Raw genomic sequence first — 21,879 nt, forward strand, 5'->3', positions numbered from 1 at the left:
ATTAAAAGTTATTAAAGGGATATTAAATTATTGAGAAGCTGTTTTAAATCTCTATTTTTTTGTCTTTAATCTTTAGACTTATGCCTTCTTAATTAGCTCTATTTCCGTAGAAATAGTGTCCGGAATTGGAGGGGCTTTTAGGTTTTTCTTTATGTCATCAATGTTGTCCACGGTATGAAGCATAACCTTTACCATATCATCAATATTTTGGTTCTCATATTTTATAACACCTTCCGGGCGAGAACCATTTTCGCAGGCGACGACCGGTGTATTTAATGAAAGCGATTCAAGTACAGAACTTGAAACACCATCTTTGAACGGTGTGCGGAGATAAAACGTTGATTTTGATAGCAATGTTAGAAACTGGTCATGATCCATATCCCCGGCAAAATGAACCGCATCAAGAAATCCCAGCTCTTCCATTTGCTCTTTAATTTTTTCCGATCCAAGTGTTTGGCCCATCATTATCAAACGACTGTCCGGTTTTTCTTTATGAAATTTAGCAAAAGCTGTAACCATGTCTTCCAGAAAAAACTCAGGCCGGTACGCAGCATAACAAACAATTGCAGGAAAATGATTTGAAAAAATCTCATCAAGTTCCGGAGTTAAAGGTTGCTCTTCAAACTGCATATATTGAGTACTAAACGCCTGGATTGGAACAATTTTTTTTCCATTTACTCCATACGTCATAATATTATTTTTTACAGCTTCGTTATTACACACAATATATTTTGAAACGCTAAAAATATATTTGTAAACCAATGTTAATTTAGGAGCCTTGTATTTAGGAAAATAAAGCTGAACAGGACCGGCATGAAAAGTTATAACCGGGCGTCGAAATGTTAACAAGCTGATTGTTAAAGACAAAAAGGTTAAAACAAATCCCTTTGGCGAGTCTCCGTTAAGATGATGGTGAATTAGAAACCCTTTTAGACGGAAGCGAAATACTTTTTTTATGTAGTCTAAACTTCCTAAAACCGGTACGAAATCAGCATCTGTTATAAAACGGCCTTTACCAATATTTAAGACTTCACATACATCACCGTTTTTTTCCATTTCCTGTTTTAGAAAATAAACACGCATGCCCCAACCGGCTCTTGGTGGTGGATAAGAAGTTATATGTAAAATTTTTGTAGGTTCCTTGGCCACTATTGCTCTCCTTGTTCCATTTCAAAAATATATTGTGATGATTTATTTTCCATTCCATTTTTAGTAATGGTTTTCAAATTTAAAACAGTCAACTTCTTTTTATCTCCCTTGGTGGTTATAACCACATCACCCCAAAGTTCATATCCCTGGGTTACTAACTTTTTCTTCTCATCCTTATAAAGATGAATTTTATAGCTTGAAGTAGAATTGGAGACAATTATGTCATTTTCGTCTGTTGATATTTCCAATTTGTCTTTCGCGGTATCAAGATTGGGTACGTAAACGGATATAAGTTTTAATGGAAGCTGAGTTTTAACCTCTGCGGAAACAACAGATGCCGGCTCCACAGCACGATATGTTGGTGATATCCAGCCATCTTCTGCATTTTTACCACCTTTTGTGGACAAGAGTTTTATTTCCGCATCATTAAATGAGAACATATTTATTGATAAAGACGACTTCTGTCCTTTCGCCTCAATTATATTCTTTTCATCATTTATGTTAACATCGATATCATTATTAAAATGAAAATGTGGTTTTACAGAATGCACTTTTCCAGAACTCTCGTTTGAATATATTTCATCAAAAACGACCCAAAACGTTTTATCAACAAATGCAAAATGGCGGCGGTGAATTGGCTTATCTTCCTGACGGACATAGCCATAATGTTCGGCACAAACACCCTTTAATAAATTGCCGTCAATTTGTTGTAAAACTTTATATTTTGGTGCATGGCTCCAAACAAGAATTCCTCCTTGTTTTGCTTGCGATTCGCCATTTAATTCAATCGTATTGTGAGCTGCTGTACTGCGGAAATAACAATGCCAGTCAAAATCTCCACGATAATTTGAAAAACCCGGATCAACCAGATATGAATCTCCAAAAGCCGCTAGTTCAATTGCCAGCAGGTCAGCGTGGCCATGTGCCGCTGAAGGTGTTTCATCATGAAAAACGCCGTGGGCTATTGGACCGCAATCCATGTGTGAATAGTGGCTTTCATTTCCATATCCGGAACGAAAAACATTATATCCGCTCTCTTCAAGAAAAACGGTGCTTCGTTCTGGAGACTGGCTTTTCAATGAATGAAAAATATTCTGCTCATCATCTGACAACATCCAAAAAGCTTCTTCCTGGAATTTTTTAGCTGTGTATTTCATATCAGAACGGTTAAACCAAATTGAACCCATTGTTTGATAAGACAGGAAGTTCCAATTTGTCGGATGGCGGAAATATATGGACCGCGCATCATCAATGTCGCCCATGTAAGGAAGCGTTCCATCCGGTTTTGTCATAATCATGGCAAACTCAAGGGCCTTCTCAACCTGGGCTTTCAGTGCATCCGGAATTAAATCATTATTAAGATTTTTTAAGGCAATTGCCTGCAGGTAAAACCCCAATGTAAAATGATGATAAAATGTGGCTTGTTCAACAGAAGCACCATCACTATGAAATTGTTTTCCAGCCTGATCCGCTAAAATATCCCAGGCCTGTTTTTCCCATTTGGCCGCTTCCTTAAAACCGGGGAATAAATAGCCAACCATAAACAAACCGGCTGTTTCTCCAATCAAATGATTATAAGGACTAAAATAAATTGATAAATTTTCAGAAAGATAGGTACCACATAAATACAATAGTTTTATGATATTTTTTACAACATTTACATCCTGCTTGCTACCTGCCATGTAAAAGTGTAACGCCCATACAAGTGCAGTAGCACGGACGCCAACTTCCAAAGCGCTTGCCCATGCAACACCCATTTTATATGGATTTTTTTCAACCCAATCTAAAATAAGAGCATCAAATTTATTCTTATATTTTTCTTCATCGGACAAATAATATGCTTTAGACAGCTCGATCAAATATTGCAGTCGATTTACTTCCCAGACGTGTTTAATATCTCCGGCATTTTCATTTGTAAAAATATTTATATTTCGATAAAAACCCTGTGGATAAGGATTTAATGAAACCGGATCAGACTGCCATGGAATGGGATCGGGCAAAGTGAATTTTACTCCTAAAAAAGCAAACTCATTCTTCAAAAGCGTATCTGCCCTTTTAATGGATTCTGTATATTCTTCCGGAAACTGCTTTTTAAACTCTTCCTTTTTATTCTCATTCAGAGGTTCAGAAATGGTTCGAATAAAATTCTTATCAAAAAAAAGAGAATTTAGATCACCCTCACTATATTTTTTAAATAATTCGCCTTTCCCATTTTCAAAGAAATTAAATTCTGGGTTTGATACCGTTTTTAATTCGTTTTCGGCATTTGCCTTTTCACGACGAATACGGATTTGCTCCCATATTCTGAAGCGAAGTTCGGCAACAGACATGCGAAATATTTTTTTAAATTTTGAAGATAGGGCCATAATTAAAATAGTCGATTTAAGTGGACGGTGAGATTAGCTACACAAGGGTTTTTAATTTTTTCATTGTTTTATACACCACCCAGCGGTTATATAAACCAGAAAGAAAAGACTGCTCCCAATATCGTGCACTCTTTCCAAGATGGTTAATAATATGGGTCATTAAATAGATTTTAAACAGTGGCTCATCCATAATCCTGGGGTTTCCATAACCACGTAAAAATTCAGATTCAAGGTAGCGGATAAATTTGGTTTGGAAAGTAGGTTTAAGTCCCAATATTGTTAATTGATGGTAAAAACGTGTCAGGTCTTTATATGGCGATCCGCTTAATCTTTTGGTAAAGTCTAGAACTGTTATTTTATTATCATTATATAAAACATTAGAAAGTGATAAATCAGAATGAAGATAACATCTCAGATTGCGCTCATCACCTACTTTTTGCCATAAATCAGAAATATAAGTATTTACCCTGTTACGCATGCTCTCATCGAAACCAATTTTTGTTTTCTCAATAATTCTGTCCATGCGCTGATTTATATATTGGTTTATAAACTCTAAACTTATTTCTTCACTGCCTTTTTCATCATCAACAGTAACGGACTGAAAATATTTCAGCCAGCCTCCCACAAGTGAAATCATTTCCATAATAACTGTTTGCGCCCTGGGCGATGGAAACATTTGTGCCGTTTTTGTTAAGTAAACACTTATATCATAACCTTTACTTTCTTTGCTTATGAGAATGTGTTCGATGGAGTCGATATAGAGCGGTTCAACAACATTGTATTTATCACTCTTTTCAAATTTCTCCCACCAAAACAAAGTTGTTTCATGGTCTCTTTCTGATAGTTGTGGCTTATTTTGATGTGAGTGGGTTGTATTGTGTTTTAAATATATGATAAAACTATCTGATTTATGAAAGGTTAACTTTATTTTGTATACAATTGACATGGGCCGTTTTAAAACATCAAGTATTTTATAGCCAGATATATCATAGCCTTTTTGAGCGGCCATGTCATCAATCGCTATTTTTATTTTTTCAGAAAAATCTAATTTTTTAGTTTTATCAATCATGTTATGAAATAGTTTTTAGCTCTTTGCCAATAGTTTATAAAAGTGAGTAACTGCCGGAAACCATTGCTTTAAAAACCGGAAGCGTCATTTTGCTCGTAATATTCATTCTGTTCAAAGCAAAGATATTTCCTCCTGGTTTATTGTACCCTTTTAGCTGCGTCGTCGCACAGGAATAACCCAGTTTTTTTAGTTGCTCAAAATGAATATCAAGAAAATTGCCTTTATCTCCATTTGGATAACTAAACAAATTGCAATCAGTATTCAGATTGGTTTCTATTTCTTTTTTCGAAGTAGAAAGCTCATCAAACGAGTTCTGCTCATCCATCATGTTTAGCAAAGTATGTGTGTGGGTATGAGATCCAATTTCCATTCCTGCCTGATGCATTTTTTTTACCTCATCCCAGGTCATAAAATCATATCGATCAGGATCTTTTTTAATTGCCCAGTTATCATATCCGGTTAACTCAGTCATCTCACCCAATACGCGGTTTTCTTCATTGATTGAATTAAACTTCAAATATGTGCGTACCAATACTGAAGCTTTCTCCCTCTTTTCAATCGAAGAGAGATCCAAATCAACAAGTTTATCAAGATGGATTTTTAACTTTGTCTTTTGGGTATTTAAAATGATGTCATTTACTTTTTCAGTCCACAGCATATATTGCTTTCCAATAAAATCTGTAGAAAGGTAAAAAACGGCGCTGGTATTATTATCTAATAATACGGGCAGTGCAAAATCATAGTTATTTTTAAACCCATCATCAAAAGTTAGTACAACATGAATATTGTCGAGCTTATTTTCATTCAGTCTTTCAACTGCTTCATTTAGTGTAATTAAATCATAATGCTTTTTTAGATATTTAATTTGCGCATCAAATGCCTCTGTGCTAACACAATTACGATAATCAAATTCATCAAAACGGGAAGAATATGGCAAAACTGAGTGGTAGGTAAGAATTAAAACACTTTTACCATTTTTTTGCCTGAAAAGACGGTTTATACCTGAATAGTCTAAAGTTGAATATATTAAATTTTTAGTGAGGTTTTTAAACATTAGGCAACGCTTACACTCTTTTTAGATTTTTTACCTCGAACAAGATTTATAACCTCGGCAACCTCTGCGAATTTAAAGATGTAATTTGATCCAAAAAATCCCAAAGCAGATGCTAAACTGATTACAATAAGCATAGCCGGAGAATCAAAAGAGAAATAGTTCAAAGCGAGATATTGTGAAGTGTAAATAACGCCTATCATAATTAAACTAATGGAAATTGCCGGTTTTAAACTTATAAAGTTATCTTTCCAGGTCCATCCGGAGTTGCGGATATATTCATGAGCATTAACAAAAAATCCAAACAGTGATGTAGCTACAACCGCCCAGGCTACCATAACAATACTTTCTTGGGCAGAGAAAAAAAGGCTCACCAAAAGAAAGATCAAAACAATAGTGTGTGCTTTGGTTCTGTTTTTAACCAAACCTTTTGCTAAAAAAACCGGGTAGAAAACCATTGTTACTGATTCAATTAAACCACTAATTGACATTATTTGAAGAGGCTGGACAGTTAAAATCCATTTATCTCCATAAACCAATGGAATAAGTGAAGGTGCAGCAAAATATAGCCATGTCATTAGGGGAAAAGTAAGTAACGCAACACTGCCCATTACTTTGCGCATTGCAGAAATTAACCGTTCTTCTTCATCCTGGATTCTAGAAAAAGTTGCAAACAAAACGCTGCTAATCATATCAGAAACTCTTTTCCTAGGAGAATTCATCAGATTGTAAGCACGTTCATAATAACCCAACATCCCCAAACCCAAAAATTTGCTGACAAAGAAATAGGCCGAGTTCTTATAAAAATATTGAACATAACTCTGTAGGTTCATCCAAATGCCAAACGAGAAAACATTATTTAAAGCGACTTTATTAAGGCCGATACGCGGTTTCCATTTTGAATAACTGTAAAATGCAATTACCTGGATTAAATCGCCGAGCAACATTCCATAAACTATACTCCAAACACCATGACCAAATAATGCAAATCCTATTGGGGAAAGAAAACGAACCACACCGCCAACAATCCCAATAAGTGATTCTTGTTTAAACTTTAACTCTCGTTTTAGAAGGGAATTTGGAACGGCATATAAACTAATCAGAATAAAAGAAAAAGAAATTACGCGCAGAACATCAACAATTGTATCTATGTGGCCAACATCTTTTGCATTTGTAACAATTGTTGCCAGCTGTGGAGCAAAAATAATAATAATACTTGTTGTTAAAAAAGCTAAAATCAGATTGATTGTAAATGTGGTTCTTATATGGTTTTCATCTATAAGTTTTTTCTGGATCAGAACTTGCGTAAAACCAAAATTACCCAGCCGTTGTGCGAATCGTGTAACAATCAGAACAATACCTATTATGCCAAAATCTTCCGGAAACAATATTCTGGCCAAAACAATGGATGCTACAAATCGCGCACCCTGGCTGCTAACCGCCCGCAGCAATGTCCAAAGTATTCCTTTTTTTGCCTGACCTGCCAGACTTTTGGATTTTACTTTATCGGCCTTGGGTGAACCTTGTTCATTTTTCATTTAGTGCGTCAGAATAAAAGGATTCATAATTTTCAACCATCTTTTCAAGGGAAAAACGGTTGAGCATCTCCTTTTTAGCCCGTTCGCCAATTTCCTTTCGTAACAATTCTTCTGTTATCAATTTTTCGAGTTTTTCTACCAATTCATCTAAGTTATCCAGATCGAACAAATAACCTGTTTTGCCTGAAGAGACAAGTTCAGGATTTCCACCAACATTTGAAGCAACAACAGGTAATTCCGTAGCCATGGCTTCTTGAATTACATTTGAACAGCCTTCGCTTAGAGATGGTAAAACAAATATATCAAAAGCACTCAAATAACCCGGAACATCATTTTTATTACCAAGGAATTTGACTAATTCTGAAACCCCCGCTTTTTCAACTTCTTCCTGAAGATAGGGCCTTAGTGATTTTTCCGGGGAATCTCCAATAATAGTTATCAAAAAGTTTAAATTTTTCTCTTTAAGCTTTTTTGCAGCTTTAATTAAAACCTGGTGGTTTTTAACTTTAACAGTCCTGCCTACCGAACCAATTAAAACTGTGTCATCAGAACATGATAATTCTCCACGATATTTTTTTCGACTCTCTTCATTTTTGAAATATTTATTAGAATCGACACCATTTAAAATTGGGTAAAATGAGTTTTGCGGTAATTGAAGCGAATTGGCTAAATCCTCTGCTAAAACTCCGGAAACGGATAAAAGCTTATCACACAATTTAAACATAAGTTTTTGCACAAATTTCCGTTTAGGATCTTTATGGAAAGTGCCATGTTCGCCATGGATTGTAACAGGAACTCTGGCTATTTTTGCAGCAACAATTCCTTCGACCAAAGTACCCCAGGCATGTGTATGAACTATATCGATTTTATATTTTCTCAAGATGTGAGCAAGGCGAAAGGGAAGTGTTGGATCATTTCCTTTTTTCTTATTAATGGAGACCAGCTTTGTCCGGTCAGTATCCAGGATTAAGCTGTCAAAAACGCGATCCAAAACAATTAAATATCCTTCAAACTTATCCGGATCAGTATGATTAAGCAGTTTAACAATACCCATTTCTTTTCCTGCAGGCGCAAGATAATTGATAATATGGGCTACACGGATTTTCCCGTTTGGATTATATTTCATTTAGACATTCTTCCAGTTTTTTGATGTAAGTCTTCATGTCAAATGAGTCTATATAATTTTCGTTAGCGGAAAATTTACCAGAGTTAATCCTTATGATCATATCCAAAACAGCTTGTTCAATTTCTGCTATATCCTGAGAAGCAGCTACATAGCCTAATTCTGCTTCTTTAATTACTTTGTCTGTGGCACTGTCATGTTCTGCTAATGCCAAAATAGGTCTTCGCGTATACATATATTCAAATAGCTTTGCCGGTATTTGCAGATCTGTTCCCGGCTGTACAATTATTAATGCATCTGCATCAAACATGGTTTGTATGCTTTCCTTAAAATCAATCAAGGGTTTAAAAACAACAAGATCAGATATATCTAATTCTTCCAACATTGCATAAAGAAAATTTAATTCAGCGCCTACATATCCAATAAATTCAAACAGCACTTCACCTGTTTTAATTTTACCTGCATCTTTTAGATTTTTAAGTGCCCGAAACAAATTTTCAGGATTTCGTTTTTTATACAAAGAGCCCAAATGAACAAATCGTTTTGGATTATTTTCAGGATGAGTTTTGTCACAATCCTTAAAATCATCCGAATCATATCCATTAAAAAAGAGGAAAAACTTTTCAGGATTATAATTTTTGTAAAACTTTGCATATTCCTGATGGAGTTTCTGAGTAACAAAAATTGCTGCGTCAGCGCCCTTTATTGTTTTTCGCTCTAAATATTTTTCCAATTTGGTTTTGATTGCAGACCCGGCATCCCAACGAGAAAGAGCCCAGGGATCACGAAAATCCAATACCAGTTTTACACCGGTACGTTTTTTTATTTTAAGTGCCATTACAAAAAGAGAATGTGGTGGAGCAGTCGTGTAAATGATATCAATATTTTGCTCTTTAACAATCTTAACACCTTCTTTAACAGCCTTTGGCATCCAACCAATATGCTTATCAGGGAATTCCAGAATTCCAAAAATTATATCCCTAAAGGAATTAATCATTTTTCCAATAAGCGAAACTTTCTGATTTGTTTTTGTAACTGTCGAAGTTGATGATTTGCTTTTATTGTTTTTAGATTGACCTGTGCTATTTTTTGAAGATGACCTTGTTAAGAAGGATTTTAAACGGGTAAAAAACATGGTCGGGTCAAGCATATCTGTACGGTAAACTTTTATTGAATCCGGAACTCGCTTTGCCATCAGGTTTTCTGTACCAAACTCAGTATAATAACTTTCATTTAGTGTAAGGACAGAAAATTGAAATTTTTCAGGATCAATAAATTTTAAAATTTTAGTAACCCGCTGTGTACCAACGGAAGCACTGGGAGGAAAATTGGATGTTAAAAAGAGAACTTTTTTCATGAAAGTAGATATTCGCTTATAAGTATGTAAATTAACAATTAATGGAATTAGATTCTTAAAAGGAGATAAAAAAGGCTTTATATTAAAAGATGGATAACGAAAACTATTCTTCCAACTCTTCTTTTTCTTCGTCAGGAGTTAGTATCTCATCTATTTGCAAATTCCGCAGAACAACAGCAAATGCGCCAAACCAATAATATACTTCGGAGTAAACACGGTTGTGTGTAAGCCCGGCTACAAAAAGTGCAATTATCCCCATCTGCACGGCCATTGCATCTACATAGTAATGATAACCCGGGCTTTGGGGCGATCGTTTTCTTACACGACCAAGCATTAAAAGCATATGAATTGTGAATCCAAAGTAAACAAAAATACCGACCGGCCCCCATTCTACAAGTATCAGGAAAAATGTACTATGAACAGTTTTTGCTCCTTTTTCCTGCATAGTTTCAACAAGCTCAGGTACATAATCCATTACAAGTTTTGTATACGCTTTTCCACCGGCTCCTAAAGGATGGTCTTTCCACATTTCAATAGCGCCATTCCAAAGATAAATACGGCTCATTGCAGATCCATCTTCTTCATAGTTTTGAATTGTGCTTTGCCGCTCAATAAACTGATCATTCGCTAAGTAGAAGACTAAGAAAATCCCACCAATTATAGCTAATAAAACATACCATCGAAGCTTGCCCTTTATCCAAATAAAACTAAGTAAGGCAACAGTAACAACCGCCATAAATGATGCACGGGAATTTGCCAGGATGATAAGGTTTATTAAAAATGGTACGGAAAGAAATGTTACAATTTTTTGCCATCTCTTACCAGTTAAGAAGTACAAACCAAAAAAAGGAAGGATAGATGCTACGTGGGCAGAAACAGCGTTTTCTTCTGTAGCATTTGGTGCAATTACACCGAGATAACGGTTTCCTCCTCTCTGCCATGCAACTCTTCCAAAGTTTGCCACAGCAAAAATCAAAGTCCAAATTACTTTTTTATGATGCCCCACTTCACGAATCAAGTACATCATTAAAAATATCTGGATGGTCATTTTTAGAAAATTTTCTGCACGTTTAAAACTGTCTTTTGGAGCAATTGCAAAAAAGACACTCACAAAATACATCCAGGCTGTCATGCCAACCAACCACCAGATTAGATTGTAATTAGGATTTTTTAGCTGCTTGAGCTTTCCCTGGTTAACAATCAAACTGCCAAGAGTAATTACCGCAACCAGCAATGACCATCTTAAATCCGGCAAAGGATCGCCCCACCACATATAAGGCGGATGATTATGCCATTCAAAAATGTATAATGCTACGCCCCAAAAGGGATGTTTAAATGTTAAATATACACCGATTGCAAATACAATTAAAAAGAGGACTGCGGTTGGAGACATATTATCCTGTTAGCTGCATGCTGCCATAAGGAAAAACAGCAACTTTGGGGTTTGCTGGGACTAATGCTTTTACGTGCTGCATTAATTTATCCCAATTACTAAAAAAATGATAATCTTCATTAAAGACTGTTACAAAATCTTCGTTTGAAATATTTTCGGCAAAAAGAACAAAATTGTGTTCCTTTAAAAAACGTAATGGGCGCGGTTTTCTATACAACATTCCACCGGGTCCAAATAAGCCATGATGGCCAAGCCCTTCGGAACAGGCACTTAGCAAAATATATACTCCACCTGGTTTAAGAATATTTTCTTTGGCCGATTTTAATGGGATAAAACCATTTTCGGCTTGTAGTAATTCTGTGTCTTTAGGATATGCTGAAGAAATTATAACATCGTAAGAGTTATCTGAAGTATTTGTTAAACAATATTCGCGTGCTTCTTCCGCTGCTTCACGGTGCGCATCCACATAATGCCCACAATAAATATTTCTGATTGTCCTATTAGCGTTAATAACTACGCCGATGAATAAATCGATCCCTGCTTTTTCTACAAATTGTTCTATAGTGGCACGAAACTTGTTATTTTCCATGCTGCCAAGTTTTCCCATAAAACCCATCAAAACAGATTTATGAGTTTTAGCCAAAGTATCCAAATCTGCCAAACCGGGAAATAACATTTTTGCACCGCCACTAAATCCGGCAAAACTGTGTGGAGTTAAACCACTAATAACAATCTTGAAATCCGATTCCATATAATGGCGATTTAATTTAATTTCAGTTTTACCCCAAATAACATCAATTGGTATAACTTCGTTTGAATCATGATTTATACATGAAATATTTTCTACGATAAAAGTACCCAGTTTTTTTTCCAGGTTCTCCTTACTTAAACCATGGTGAGAACCCAAACCTATCAATACTTTAATTTGGCTGTTTTTTAACCCATAATTATTAAAACAGTTTACTATTTGAGGCAGCAAATTTTTAAGTTCAACAGGTCGTGTTAAATCATCGACAACAATTACAGCCGTTTTTGGTTTGCGTGATTCTAATTGCGTCGGAAGATTAGAAAGCCGTTGTAAAATTGCACTTTCATCAAGCTGTTGCTCGCTATCCAGGGTGTACTCTTTTACTCTCCATTCATCGGGGATTGAAAATTCCTTAGATTTATCGCCATACCAGGCGCCCCATGGAAGTGAAATTGAAGGCATGTTATTTTTTTGATCCAATATATTCTGTTATTGCATTGATTGAGTCAAAATTTTCAGGCATCATATCATCTTCGTCAACCGTAATCCCAAATGTTTTCTCAATGAAATCAATCAGCTGCATCATTTTCACCGAATCTATAATTCCTAATTCCAACAACGAATCATCATGATCCAAATCCTGAAACTCATCTTTTAAACTATCATCATATAAAAACTTTAAAATTTGATCTTCCATCAAAAACTCCTATTTATTCATAAACTGAATATTTTATGCATCGCGGTCACCTACCGTCATAAACCATTTTTTTCCATCCATTACTGTTTCAGCTAATTCAGAATTCTGTTCTTCATTTGCGTAGGCAATGGCACCGGATGTCGCATCCGAACGATACTTAAAGCCTAGCTTTTTTAAATCGCGCACAAAAGGATTGAACTCTGCCAGTATAAATGACAGCGATACAATTGAACGGCTAAAACTTTTACGGACATAATTAATAAACATTCTAAACAACTGGGAAGAATAGCGGTCAAAATCATCAATCAGAACATCAATAATGTGAACAACATCTCCTTTATGGACAAAGAATATTGTTCCTACCAAATGGTTTTTGTAGAACAAATCAAACTGCTGATATTTTTGATTTGGATTTGAGCCGAACTTCCAGTTTAAGTATTTATTACTCCGGTCTGCAACAACGGGGAAAGCCTCAGTCATTTTACGGTAAAGTTCATCGTGATCATTATTTACTTGTATATCAGGATACATTTTTCCGGATAAACCTAAAAAGGTGCTAAACCTGTATTTAAAAGATAATAATAGATTAAATGGCTTTGCCAAAAAGAATGCCAATTTACTATTTTTTACTACAGATTGAACTTGCCGTGTTAATCTAATCGGCAAGGCATATCGATGCATATGCGCCATCTTTTTATGCCCTACTTTTAAATGAATCACTTCCATCCGTTCATTTGGATGAGCGTATAAAAATGGTGGTTCGGAATTATCGATACAATCCTTTGCAGCCCGTCTTAATTTTAGTGCTACACCAAGGGCGCGGTATTTTTTTTCAATGGAAAAATCACCGCAATTCCAACACATGTATTGTTGCCCATTTACATAGGCCGGGCGAGGAAATACACCTGTAAAACCAACAGGGATATTTTTTTTATCATCCCAGATAATCCATGCTTTTGCTTTGCCAAATGGATTGTTCAGGTAAATCCACTCAAAACGCTTATTATAATCAAAATCACCAGCAGATCTATTGTTGGTTAAAATATTAACCATGATATCACGTTCTTTTACTAAATCTGCTTCCTTAACTATATAGCCCATTACTGTTTACTTCCTTAAATGAGTCCTGAATTTCTTAATGCATTTTTACTAGTCTCGAATTGTTTGCCACGTTGTATATTTTTTTCCTAAAACATTATCTATAATCCCTAATAATGAAGCGATGTTTACCTGCATAAAATAATAGGGTATTGTAATAAAAAAAGGCACGTTTTTAAAACGATCCACAATCAACCATCCAATAAGACCAAACAAATACAATACAATTTGTGCATAAAATGTGATTTCATAAAAAAAGCCATTATTTACAAGCATAAAATTGATAATAAAAAACGCCATCAAAAAAATCCCGCCAAGCCAGCGTAACAATTTATGAGAAAAAACCTGCCAGGCATGTACACCTGTTTTAAATGGATTTAAGACTGAAACATTTTTAAATAATCCACGCCAACTGCGGTTAACAATGCGTCTCTTTCTACCAATCTCTTTATCAAAAGTATCGGCACTATGCTCATAACAAATCGCCTTTGGATTAAATACGCCACGAAAACCTTGTAAAATAATTTGGATTGGGTTTACAAAATCGTTGATATCATCAGCTTCCAAAGGTTTATAAAGTTCTTTGCGGATTGCGTAAATAGCGCCATCGCCACCTACTACAGATCCTATCTCCGACTCATAAGTCTTTAGGCGGATTTCCATCGACCAATAGGAATCTTCCTGCTTGCCTGCCTTACTCTGGCCATCTTTTATATATTGTGCATTACCAACAACATAGCCAATTTTTGGATCGTTAAAATATTTGACTAATTCTTTAATTGCATCGGGTTTGTAGATTGCGTTTGCATCAGAAAAAACTACAATCTCGCTTTTAACATTTGGCATAATTTTATTGATACCAAAAGTTTTACCCAAACGCTCATCCATTCTCATTAAATGGATATTAGGATGATTAAAATCTGTGACCAAAGTATCTGTCTGGTCATCTGAAGCATCCGAAACAACAACAATGGAAAAATGATCTTCAGGGTAATCAATCTCGAGGGAATTGGTTAATTTATCCTTTATAACAGATTCTTCATTATAGGCAGAAATAACCAGCGTTACCGATGGCAGATGTGAAGCATCCTCGTTGGACTTTTTTCTAAATAATTTTGCCAAAATAAAACTAATGGCGTAGTAACCTGCATATATATAAAAGAGAAGGACAAGTAGTGTCCAAAATATTAGTTCCAAATACTCATTCCAGAATAGATATAAGTTCAGTTGAGTTGGCAATTAAAAATAACTGACAAAAAATCATTATATTGATCTTCCTGAAAAATTATCTTTTATTTTGCCAATTTTGTAATACAGTTTTCGTGATTTTTCTTTTACTTGGTTTGGTAATCTTTTAAAACTTGTTGTTCCGAAGATCTTTCTGTTATTCTTTTTAACACTTTCCATTTGATTAGCACTTAATTGAAATATCTCGAAATCAATGCTTTTTTGTTCGTCATCATACACGATAAAACTATATGGTAAGCCGTGTCTTGGTTCCCCACATGTACCAGGATTTATCAGATACAAATTTTGATCATCTAAAAACAGTGTTTTTTCAAAGCCAATCTGATCAATATTTTCTGTTCCAATTTTTTTTGAATAAACTCCGGGACGATGTGTGTGCCCAAAAAATGCGATTTTATGCCCACGTTTCTGAAGTACATTAAAGTTAGGTTGTGCTTTATTAAATGTATTTATTGTTTCATATATTGAGTGAAAACCGGCATGGACACAAATTGAGTCTTCAATATTCATCTCAACAGGAAGGTCTTTAAGAAACGCACTGTTTTCTTTTGTTATTAAATTTTGAGTAACGTTTATTGCGTTTTGGCTTCGCTCAGTTTTACATGTATCCATCGATATTTCGCCTAAAAGCAGGCATTCATGATTTCCCTTTATCGACTTAATATTATTTTTTTTTATAAGATCAACACATTCGTTGGCAAAACTGTTATATCCAATTAAATCACCCAAACAATAAATCTTATTAATATTGTTTGAAGAGGCATACTCTAAAACTTTTTCTAAACCGTACAAATTAGCATGAAGGTCTGAAAATATGAGGTGTTTCAACTAATAAGTCTCCGTACACGCCGTATTACGCCTTTTGATGTTTCAAATAATCCATAAAGTACAGGCTTTAAATCATCTGGTGCATAGGTTTGATATATCTTTTTACCCTGAAGTGACTTTATCCACCCCAAAGAAGAAATTAAGTTTTTTTCCTTCATTTCTCTGAATACCTGAAAGTCCTGAAATGCACTTAACCATTTTATATCTGTTCTGTATTCTGTTGGACAGGAAATATTTTTATTTCCAAGATGATACTCATAAGCTAATGCCGGTAAGTTTATTCCAGACTTTGCGCCAAGATAGTGCCACATATTATAACGCGGATTTATCTCAAGTAAATAAATTTTACCCGTATCTTCGTCTAACTTATAATCGATTTTTATCGGACCGCGAAATTCAATCTTTTTAAGCATATCAATGCTTGTTCTAATAACGTTCTCATCTTTCACCAAAGCCAGATAACAGCTCAAACCATAATCATAAGGATAAGTACGCACCTTTCTACCGCAGTATGATGTTAGTGGCTCAGAATTTTCATCAAAAAAACTGTGGTAGCTTAGTATATTTGACTCCGGTCCTGGAATATACTTTTGAATAATATAATCGATTTCTTCAGCATTTATTTTGTCACGATAGTAAACAAATTCTTCTAAAGAATTTATTAGCAATACTTTTTGTTGTGAACCAATTTCTTTAATCACCTGCGAGTTAAACCAGTGAATTCGGCTTGTTGGCTTTATAATAACCGGGTAATCCAACTCAGTACCATCCATAATTTCATCACGATGGAAAGTTGGTGGAATTGGCAGATCGTATTTTTTTACAAGACCATTAAAAATATGCTTGTAGAGACCTGCGTTTATTACTTCTTGTGATGGAAGATTCACTTTGAATTTTTCATTAAACAGGTCATAATTTTCTGAAATTAATTGAAGTTGTGCATCATTTGTATAAAAAAGCGGTAGTCTTTCGCCATATTCATCTGCAATTTTTAACAAGCCTTCAAGCGTCTTTTCAGGATGTTTTGCCGGATTTGGTAAGGTTAGGCCTTTTATACACGACTTTGAATAAAAAAGTCTTTTATCATTTTTAGTAGTAATCCCAATGTAAGGAATTCCTGCAAGCGAAAAGCACCTGCCCATCATCAAATTACCAAGAACTACAGCTGGGGTTTTTGTCATATTTTATTAATTTTTTAACTGTTAATTTTTACGGTAAATTTTTTACCAGATGTGGACCGATTATTTTTGTCATAAATAGAGGCATTTTTTGCCAGAGCGAAATGGCCAATTTATATTTAGGATTATTGGGATTTATTTCCGGCAAATCTTCGCCCTCCGGCAGGAGATAATACCAGTATAATTGTTGCTCTATCGCACCCCATTGTTTTTTAAATTTGTAAGTGCCACTGTCTTTAGAGCAGCGTCCAAAATCAAATTGTTTATAGCCTTTGGAAATCGAAAATCTAAGAATATCCCAGTATAATAACATATTTGGGCTTAAACGATTATATTCCCTTAATGTTGATGCCCATGGAATTTCCATTCGTTCTTTCGAACCAATTATAAAAGCAGAGGCAACGGCTTTGTGCTCTTTTGTATAAACAATCACCAGGTTACTATTATTTGGAGATTCTTCTAATATTGTTTTGAAAAAGTTTTTGCTATAAACAGGAGTACCCAAATCTCTCATGTTTCTGCAAAATATTGAATAATATTCATCCAGTAACTCAATCCCGCCTACTTTAGAATACATCTCTTCTTTTAATGGTCTGCGGATCTGGCTGCGTAATTTTGATTTAAAACTTTTAAATAACTCCTCTTCATCATCAGGGAGATCTAGAAAAAAAGTAACTTTTTGTGTTTTAACTTTAAGGCCAGTGTGTTGATCAGTTAAATTGCGTAACTCAACGAAATTTGCATCCGTTTCTTTTCTTATTTTTTCAGCTTCAGTTTTTAGCAATTTCTCTGCTTCTTTATCGGAGTAAAGCATTCCTCCATAATTTACATATGGGACAGAAATGATAAAGGTGCCAAAGAGTTTTGATTTAAAAAGGATGAGCGGTAATACGCCTTTTATCTGATTATCATCAAGTACATAAATATAAAATGTTTTTTTGCCAAAATGGTTTTCAATTATTTTTTTCCATTCTGATTTTTGATATACAGAACCGCATTCATGCTGTTCCACATACTCATCCCATTGATCTGTCTGGCCATCTAAGTAATGTACTTGCATATTGAAGTCTACAATCCTCTCAGTTCTTTTATTTTATTTTTCATTACTTTGCCTGAACTGTTTTTGGGCAGACTATCCATTCGTGTAAATATTGCCGGGACTTTGAAAGAAGGAAGTTTTGATTTTGTGTGTTTCAATAGCTTTTCTTGCCATTCCTGATCTTCATTTTTTAATACAACGCAGGCATCCATTATTTCACCTAAAAGCTCATCCGGCAACCCAATAACTGCAACCTCAATAACATTTTCATTTTCGATAATTGCTTCTTCAATTTCTTTGGCACTTATGCGGTTTGCCCCAACTTTTATCATATCTTTTGAGCGACCAACAATAAAAATAAAACCATCTTCATCAACTTGCCCGATATCACCGGTAAAATATAATCCATTTTTAAGGACCATATCCGTTTCATTTTGATCTTTCCAATAACCCTGCATTATATTTGCACCACGTGCTACAATTTCACCCTTTGAACCTTGTGGAAGAGGATTTCCATCTGCATCGGCTACAAATAAATCCACGTTTGGAATTGCTTTGCCAATTGACCCAAATTTATAAGGCAAAAATTCCGGATCTAAATATGAAAGTCGTGCAGATGCTTCAGTTGCCCCATACATTACAAACAGTTTGGCCGGATTAAATATTTTTGCAACATCCTTTTGGACTGAAGGCGCCATTGCCCCGCCGGCTTGGGTTATATAACGAAGCGATTCAAAATTTTTAGATTTTAAATTAGACTTATTTAATAAAATTGAAAAGGTAGATGGGACACCTGCAAAGCCTGTGGTTTTCTGTTTTTCCATTGTATCTAAAACTGCATTTGGGAAAGCAAAACGATTATCAATAACAATACTTCCGCCAACAGAAATATGTGTATTCAACAGCGAAAGCCCATAAATATAGTAAAATGGCAAAACGACCATTATTCTGTCTTGAGCATTAAGCTGTAAATATGAAATTATTGATGCTGTATTTGTTGCGATATTTAAATGGCTTAATGTGACCCCCTTAGGAACTCCAGTACTGCCGGACGTGTAAACTATTGCTGCAAGATCGATATTAATAATTCTAATATTTGGACGTTGGGCAGGATAGTTTTTATAAATACTTTCTATTTCAACAACATTACTACTCTCTTCAAATCCATTTGGTATTGTTAAAAAAACTACACTCTCTAATTTGTCCAGTGTTTCTTTAATTGGGTTTAGATATTTTTTAAATGGTTTATCAGAAATCAAAACCCGCGACCCAGAATTTTCAAGAAGGTATTCAATAGAAGATGGTGTTGTCTCTGTGTTTAAACCAACAGTAACAGCCCCTGTTTTTAAGATTCCATAATAAGACACAATATAATTGAACGAGTTTTCTAAAAGAATTGCAACCCTATCTCCTTTTTTGATACCGGTTTGTATCAAAAAATTAGCAACTTTGTTTGCGCTTTCTTCTAAATCCCGATAAGAATACCATTTGTCTTTAAACCATACCGATTGCTTTTCAGCATCTTTGTCGAAACTTGATTCTAATAATGTATGTACTAATGTCATTTTAAATTTGCGTAAAAAAAAGGGATTTCTACCGAAATAAAAATCCCTCTGTTAAAGGTGTGTTTTAAGAAAAATATTAATAATTGTAATATGAATATTTGTAATTCTCTTTTTTAATTTCCAATTCTGCGCAGTTTAAAATTAATCCAAATAGTTGATTTTGAAAATCTTCATACTCTGCGATTTTTTCTTTTGCCTCATCAATATTTGTTTTTCCTGCACGTACCACAAACAGGCCGTTATCTACATATTGCGAAATAACAACAGAGTCTGCTGTAACCATAATCGGAGGTGTATCAATTATTACAAATCCAAATCTTTCAGTTAAAAACTTTATTACATCTTTACCACGTTGAGACCCTAAAATTTCAGAAGGGTTTGGAACCGGCATCCCGCTACTCATTAAATATAAATTTGGAATATGTGTTTGCTGGATAACTTTGCGAATATTTTCATCATTGATATCTGCATTGCTATAAAGAAAATCTGATATACCCGGCTTCTTATTACAGGCAAATGAATTGTGAAGCACGCCTCTTCTTAAATCAGCATCCACAAGAAGAGTTGGGATTTTTTGCTGGGCAAATGTAATTGCCAGGTTACCCGCATTTAAAGACTTACCTTCACCAGGGTTTAAAGACGTAACAAATATTGATCTGCTTTTCTTTTGTTCATTGCTAAAAAGCAATTGGGTTCTCAAGCTTCTGTAGGCTTCTCCCATCGGTGTGGGTGAATAATCTGCAGTTACAAGTTTAGGATCAATTCTTTTTGAGTTATCAAAAATATCCGGATCAACACTCTTTTCTGATCCAACAACTGGAACTTTTGCAACTACTCTGATTGGTAATACTTTTTCCAGTTCATCAGAAGTCCTGACAGTTTTATCCATAAAATCGACAAGAAGTACAAACCCAAAGCTTGCAACTATTCCAGCAATCAGGGCAATCATTATAAATTTCATATAATAACCAAGCTTGCCGCCGGAAGATGGCAATACAGCTCTATCAAGAATTATGATGTCGCCAACTTCAACAGCATCAGAAATTTGTGCCTGATTGTGTCTCACCAACAATGAAGAATAAATATTATCAGAAACCGTTCTCTTTCGTTGTAAATTTAAGTATTCTAATTCTTTAGCTGGTAACCTGCGTAACTTTGTATTTTCTATATTAATTTTATTTGCTTGCCTTTGAATAGAGCTGGAAAAACTATTTAACTGGTTCTGTGCTGTTAAAATAATATCATTTTGTAATTTATCTAATTGGCGTTTATTCTCAAGTACTGTTGGATGGCTGGGAGCATATTGAGCCGCAATGGTTAAGCGCTCCGTATTGTACTTCGAAAAATCTGCAGATAAAGCCGGAGCTGTTGCTGATCCTTGTGTACCCAAATATGAAAGAATTTTATTAAGTACATTATATTTGTCATCACCACTCGCATCATTATATTGAACTATGAGTGCGTCAAGTTCATTCTTTTTAGCTTCAATAGAGCGTTTTTCGCTCTCTATCATTGTTACTCCGGTAAGAGCACCTGCTGCATCTGCACCCAAACCAACAGTTGGATTTTTTTGACGAAACCTTTTCAGTTCTTCACTTGCAAAATCTAAATCTTCTTTGGCTTCCCTTAATTGGCCTGTCAAGATATCTAATACTTCACGAGTATGAAATTTTTTGAAATTTATATTTTGAGTTACAAATTCATCAATCAAATTGTTTAGAGTTTCTTTAACCAGATGCCTGTCCGGCCCTGACATTTTTATATCTAAAAGTGTACGATCCCTATTTTTAAAACTAGGTTGCAACGAGTTCCTTAAAGAAACCACAGCTCTGTCTTTTCGAACCAGGTCAAATTCCAATTTTTGATTTGATTCAAAAAAAGAAGGTTTAACTGATACTTTGAAACCACCATAAGCCAATGTATGGTTATTTAGTGATTCGGCTTCAAATATTACTTTGTTTTCAACAGATTTATCCGGGCTTGTGTAAAACAGTTTATAACCTGCTTCAGAATATTCAAGCCGGTAACGGCCTTCAATATATTCGTCATCAACAGAAACTGAATCTATAGCAGAAAATCGATTGGCACCTCTTACATAAAACTCCAAAGACAGTTTTTCAATTACATTTTTAAGGAATGTCCTACTCATCATCATTCCTAGTTTACTGTCATTTTGTGCCCGGCCACGCCCTCTGCTCTCAACACCAGCCAAAGAGCTACGATCATCAAATTGCAATAAGGCATCTGTTGTATACATTCTCTTCGGGCCAAACTTCACCGCAGCAAGAAGGGCAACAATAAAAACTACAATAAAGGAACCAAGAATTGTCCATTTTTTGCGTTTAAAAAGTCTTATATATTTTTTGAAATCAAAGCCACCAGAGGCACTGAGACTGTTATTTTTTGCTTTTTTATCTGTAGTTTGCATTCTA

Annotated in this window: 17 protein-coding genes; all 17 read right to left on the reverse strand. The window is 35.0% G+C overall.

Translation table 11 applies throughout. From position 1 onward, the window contains the following. Positions 1-78 precede the first annotated feature (78 nt). The 17 genes from HND50_13075 to HND50_13155 all read right to left on the reverse strand — a co-directional run bounded on the left by HND50_13075 (position 79) and on the right by HND50_13155 (position 21,875). Positions 79-1,149 carry a glycosyltransferase gene (locus tag HND50_13075; GenBank protein NOG46168.1) on the reverse strand — a complete coding sequence of 357 codons (1,071 nt, stop codon included), beginning with the start codon at positions 1,147-1,149 and terminating at the stop codon, positions 79-81. Further along, on the reverse strand, positions 1,149-3,515 hold the full coding sequence (locus HND50_13080; GenBank protein ID NOG46169.1) for an alginate lyase family protein: 2,367 nt from the start codon (positions 3,513-3,515) through the stop codon (positions 1,149-1,151). Before HND50_13080 ends, HND50_13075 begins: the two co-directional genes overlap by 1 nt. Positions 3,516-3,552: 37 nt before the next feature. After that, complete coding sequence (locus tag HND50_13085) at positions 3,553-4,584, reverse strand: hypothetical protein (GenBank protein ID NOG46170.1); 1,032 nt, start codon at positions 4,582-4,584, stop codon at positions 3,553-3,555. A 34-nt stretch (positions 4,585-4,618) separates the two neighbouring features. Continuing rightward, the gene (locus HND50_13090) at positions 4,619-5,638 is read right to left on the reverse strand and encodes a polysaccharide deacetylase family protein (protein ID NOG46171.1); all 1,020 of its coding nucleotides are present in this window, start codon (positions 5,636-5,638) and stop codon (positions 4,619-4,621) included. Continuing rightward, entirely contained in the window at positions 5,638-7,173 is a 1,536-nt protein-coding gene (locus tag HND50_13095; protein ID NOG46172.1) for a lipopolysaccharide biosynthesis protein, read from the reverse strand. Before HND50_13095 ends, HND50_13090 begins: the two co-directional genes overlap by 1 nt. After that, complete coding sequence (locus tag HND50_13100; protein ID NOG46173.1) at positions 7,163-8,299, reverse strand: glycosyltransferase; 1,137 nt, start codon at positions 8,297-8,299, stop codon at positions 7,163-7,165. The genes HND50_13095 and HND50_13100 overlap by 11 nt, the downstream gene beginning before the upstream one ends. Continuing rightward, the gene (locus HND50_13105; protein ID NOG46174.1) at positions 8,289-9,653 is read right to left on the reverse strand and encodes a glycosyltransferase; all 1,365 of its coding nucleotides are present in this window, start codon (positions 9,651-9,653) and stop codon (positions 8,289-8,291) included. The genes HND50_13100 and HND50_13105 overlap by 11 nt, the downstream gene beginning before the upstream one ends. 103 nt (positions 9,654-9,756) lie before the next feature. Then, on the reverse strand, positions 9,757-11,046 hold the full coding sequence (locus tag HND50_13110; GenBank protein ID NOG46175.1) for a hypothetical protein: 1,290 nt from the start codon (positions 11,044-11,046) through the stop codon (positions 9,757-9,759). 1 nt (position 11,047) lies between these two features. Beyond that, a complete protein-coding gene (locus HND50_13115) occupies positions 11,048-12,256 on the reverse strand; it encodes a DUF2088 domain-containing protein (protein NOG46176.1) in 1,209 nt (402 codons plus the stop codon). 1 nt (position 12,257) lies between these two features. Continuing rightward, positions 12,258-12,491, reverse strand: a complete 234-nt coding sequence (locus HND50_13120; protein ID NOG46177.1) for an acyl carrier protein — start codon at positions 12,489-12,491, stop codon at positions 12,258-12,260. A gap of 33 nt (positions 12,492-12,524) precedes the next feature. After that, on the reverse strand, positions 12,525-13,592 hold the full coding sequence (locus tag HND50_13125; protein ID NOG46178.1) for a hypothetical protein: 1,068 nt from the start codon (positions 13,590-13,592) through the stop codon (positions 12,525-12,527). Positions 13,593-13,640: 48 nt separating this feature from the next. Next, positions 13,641-14,786: a glycosyltransferase family 2 protein gene (locus HND50_13130; protein ID NOG46179.1), complete on the reverse strand. Its 1,146-nt coding sequence runs from the start codon at positions 14,784-14,786 to the stop codon at positions 13,641-13,643. A 66-nt stretch (positions 14,787-14,852) separates the two neighbouring features. Then, positions 14,853-15,665: a metallophosphoesterase family protein gene (locus HND50_13135; protein ID NOG46180.1), complete on the reverse strand. Its 813-nt coding sequence runs from the start codon at positions 15,663-15,665 to the stop codon at positions 14,853-14,855. Then, complete coding sequence (locus tag HND50_13140) at positions 15,662-16,846, reverse strand: hypothetical protein (GenBank protein NOG46181.1); 1,185 nt, start codon at positions 16,844-16,846, stop codon at positions 15,662-15,664. The genes HND50_13135 and HND50_13140 overlap by 4 nt, the downstream gene beginning before the upstream one ends. A 28-nt stretch (positions 16,847-16,874) precedes the next feature. Beyond that, the gene (locus HND50_13145) at positions 16,875-17,903 is read right to left on the reverse strand and encodes a FemAB family PEP-CTERM system-associated protein (GenBank protein NOG46182.1); all 1,029 of its coding nucleotides are present in this window, start codon (positions 17,901-17,903) and stop codon (positions 16,875-16,877) included. A gap of 8 nt (positions 17,904-17,911) precedes the next feature. Continuing rightward, positions 17,912-19,447: an AMP-binding protein gene (locus HND50_13150; protein NOG46183.1), complete on the reverse strand. Its 1,536-nt coding sequence runs from the start codon at positions 19,445-19,447 to the stop codon at positions 17,912-17,914. A 76-nt stretch (positions 19,448-19,523) separates the two neighbouring features. Further along, the gene (locus HND50_13155) at positions 19,524-21,875 is read right to left on the reverse strand and encodes a polysaccharide biosynthesis tyrosine autokinase (protein NOG46184.1); all 2,352 of its coding nucleotides are present in this window, start codon (positions 21,873-21,875) and stop codon (positions 19,524-19,526) included. Positions 21,876-21,879: the final 4 nt, after the last annotated feature.

The sequence above is a fragment of the Calditrichota bacterium genome, from assembly GCA_013112635.1.
Classification (GTDB): Bacteria; Calditrichota; Calditrichia; order Calditrichales; family J004; genus JABFGF01.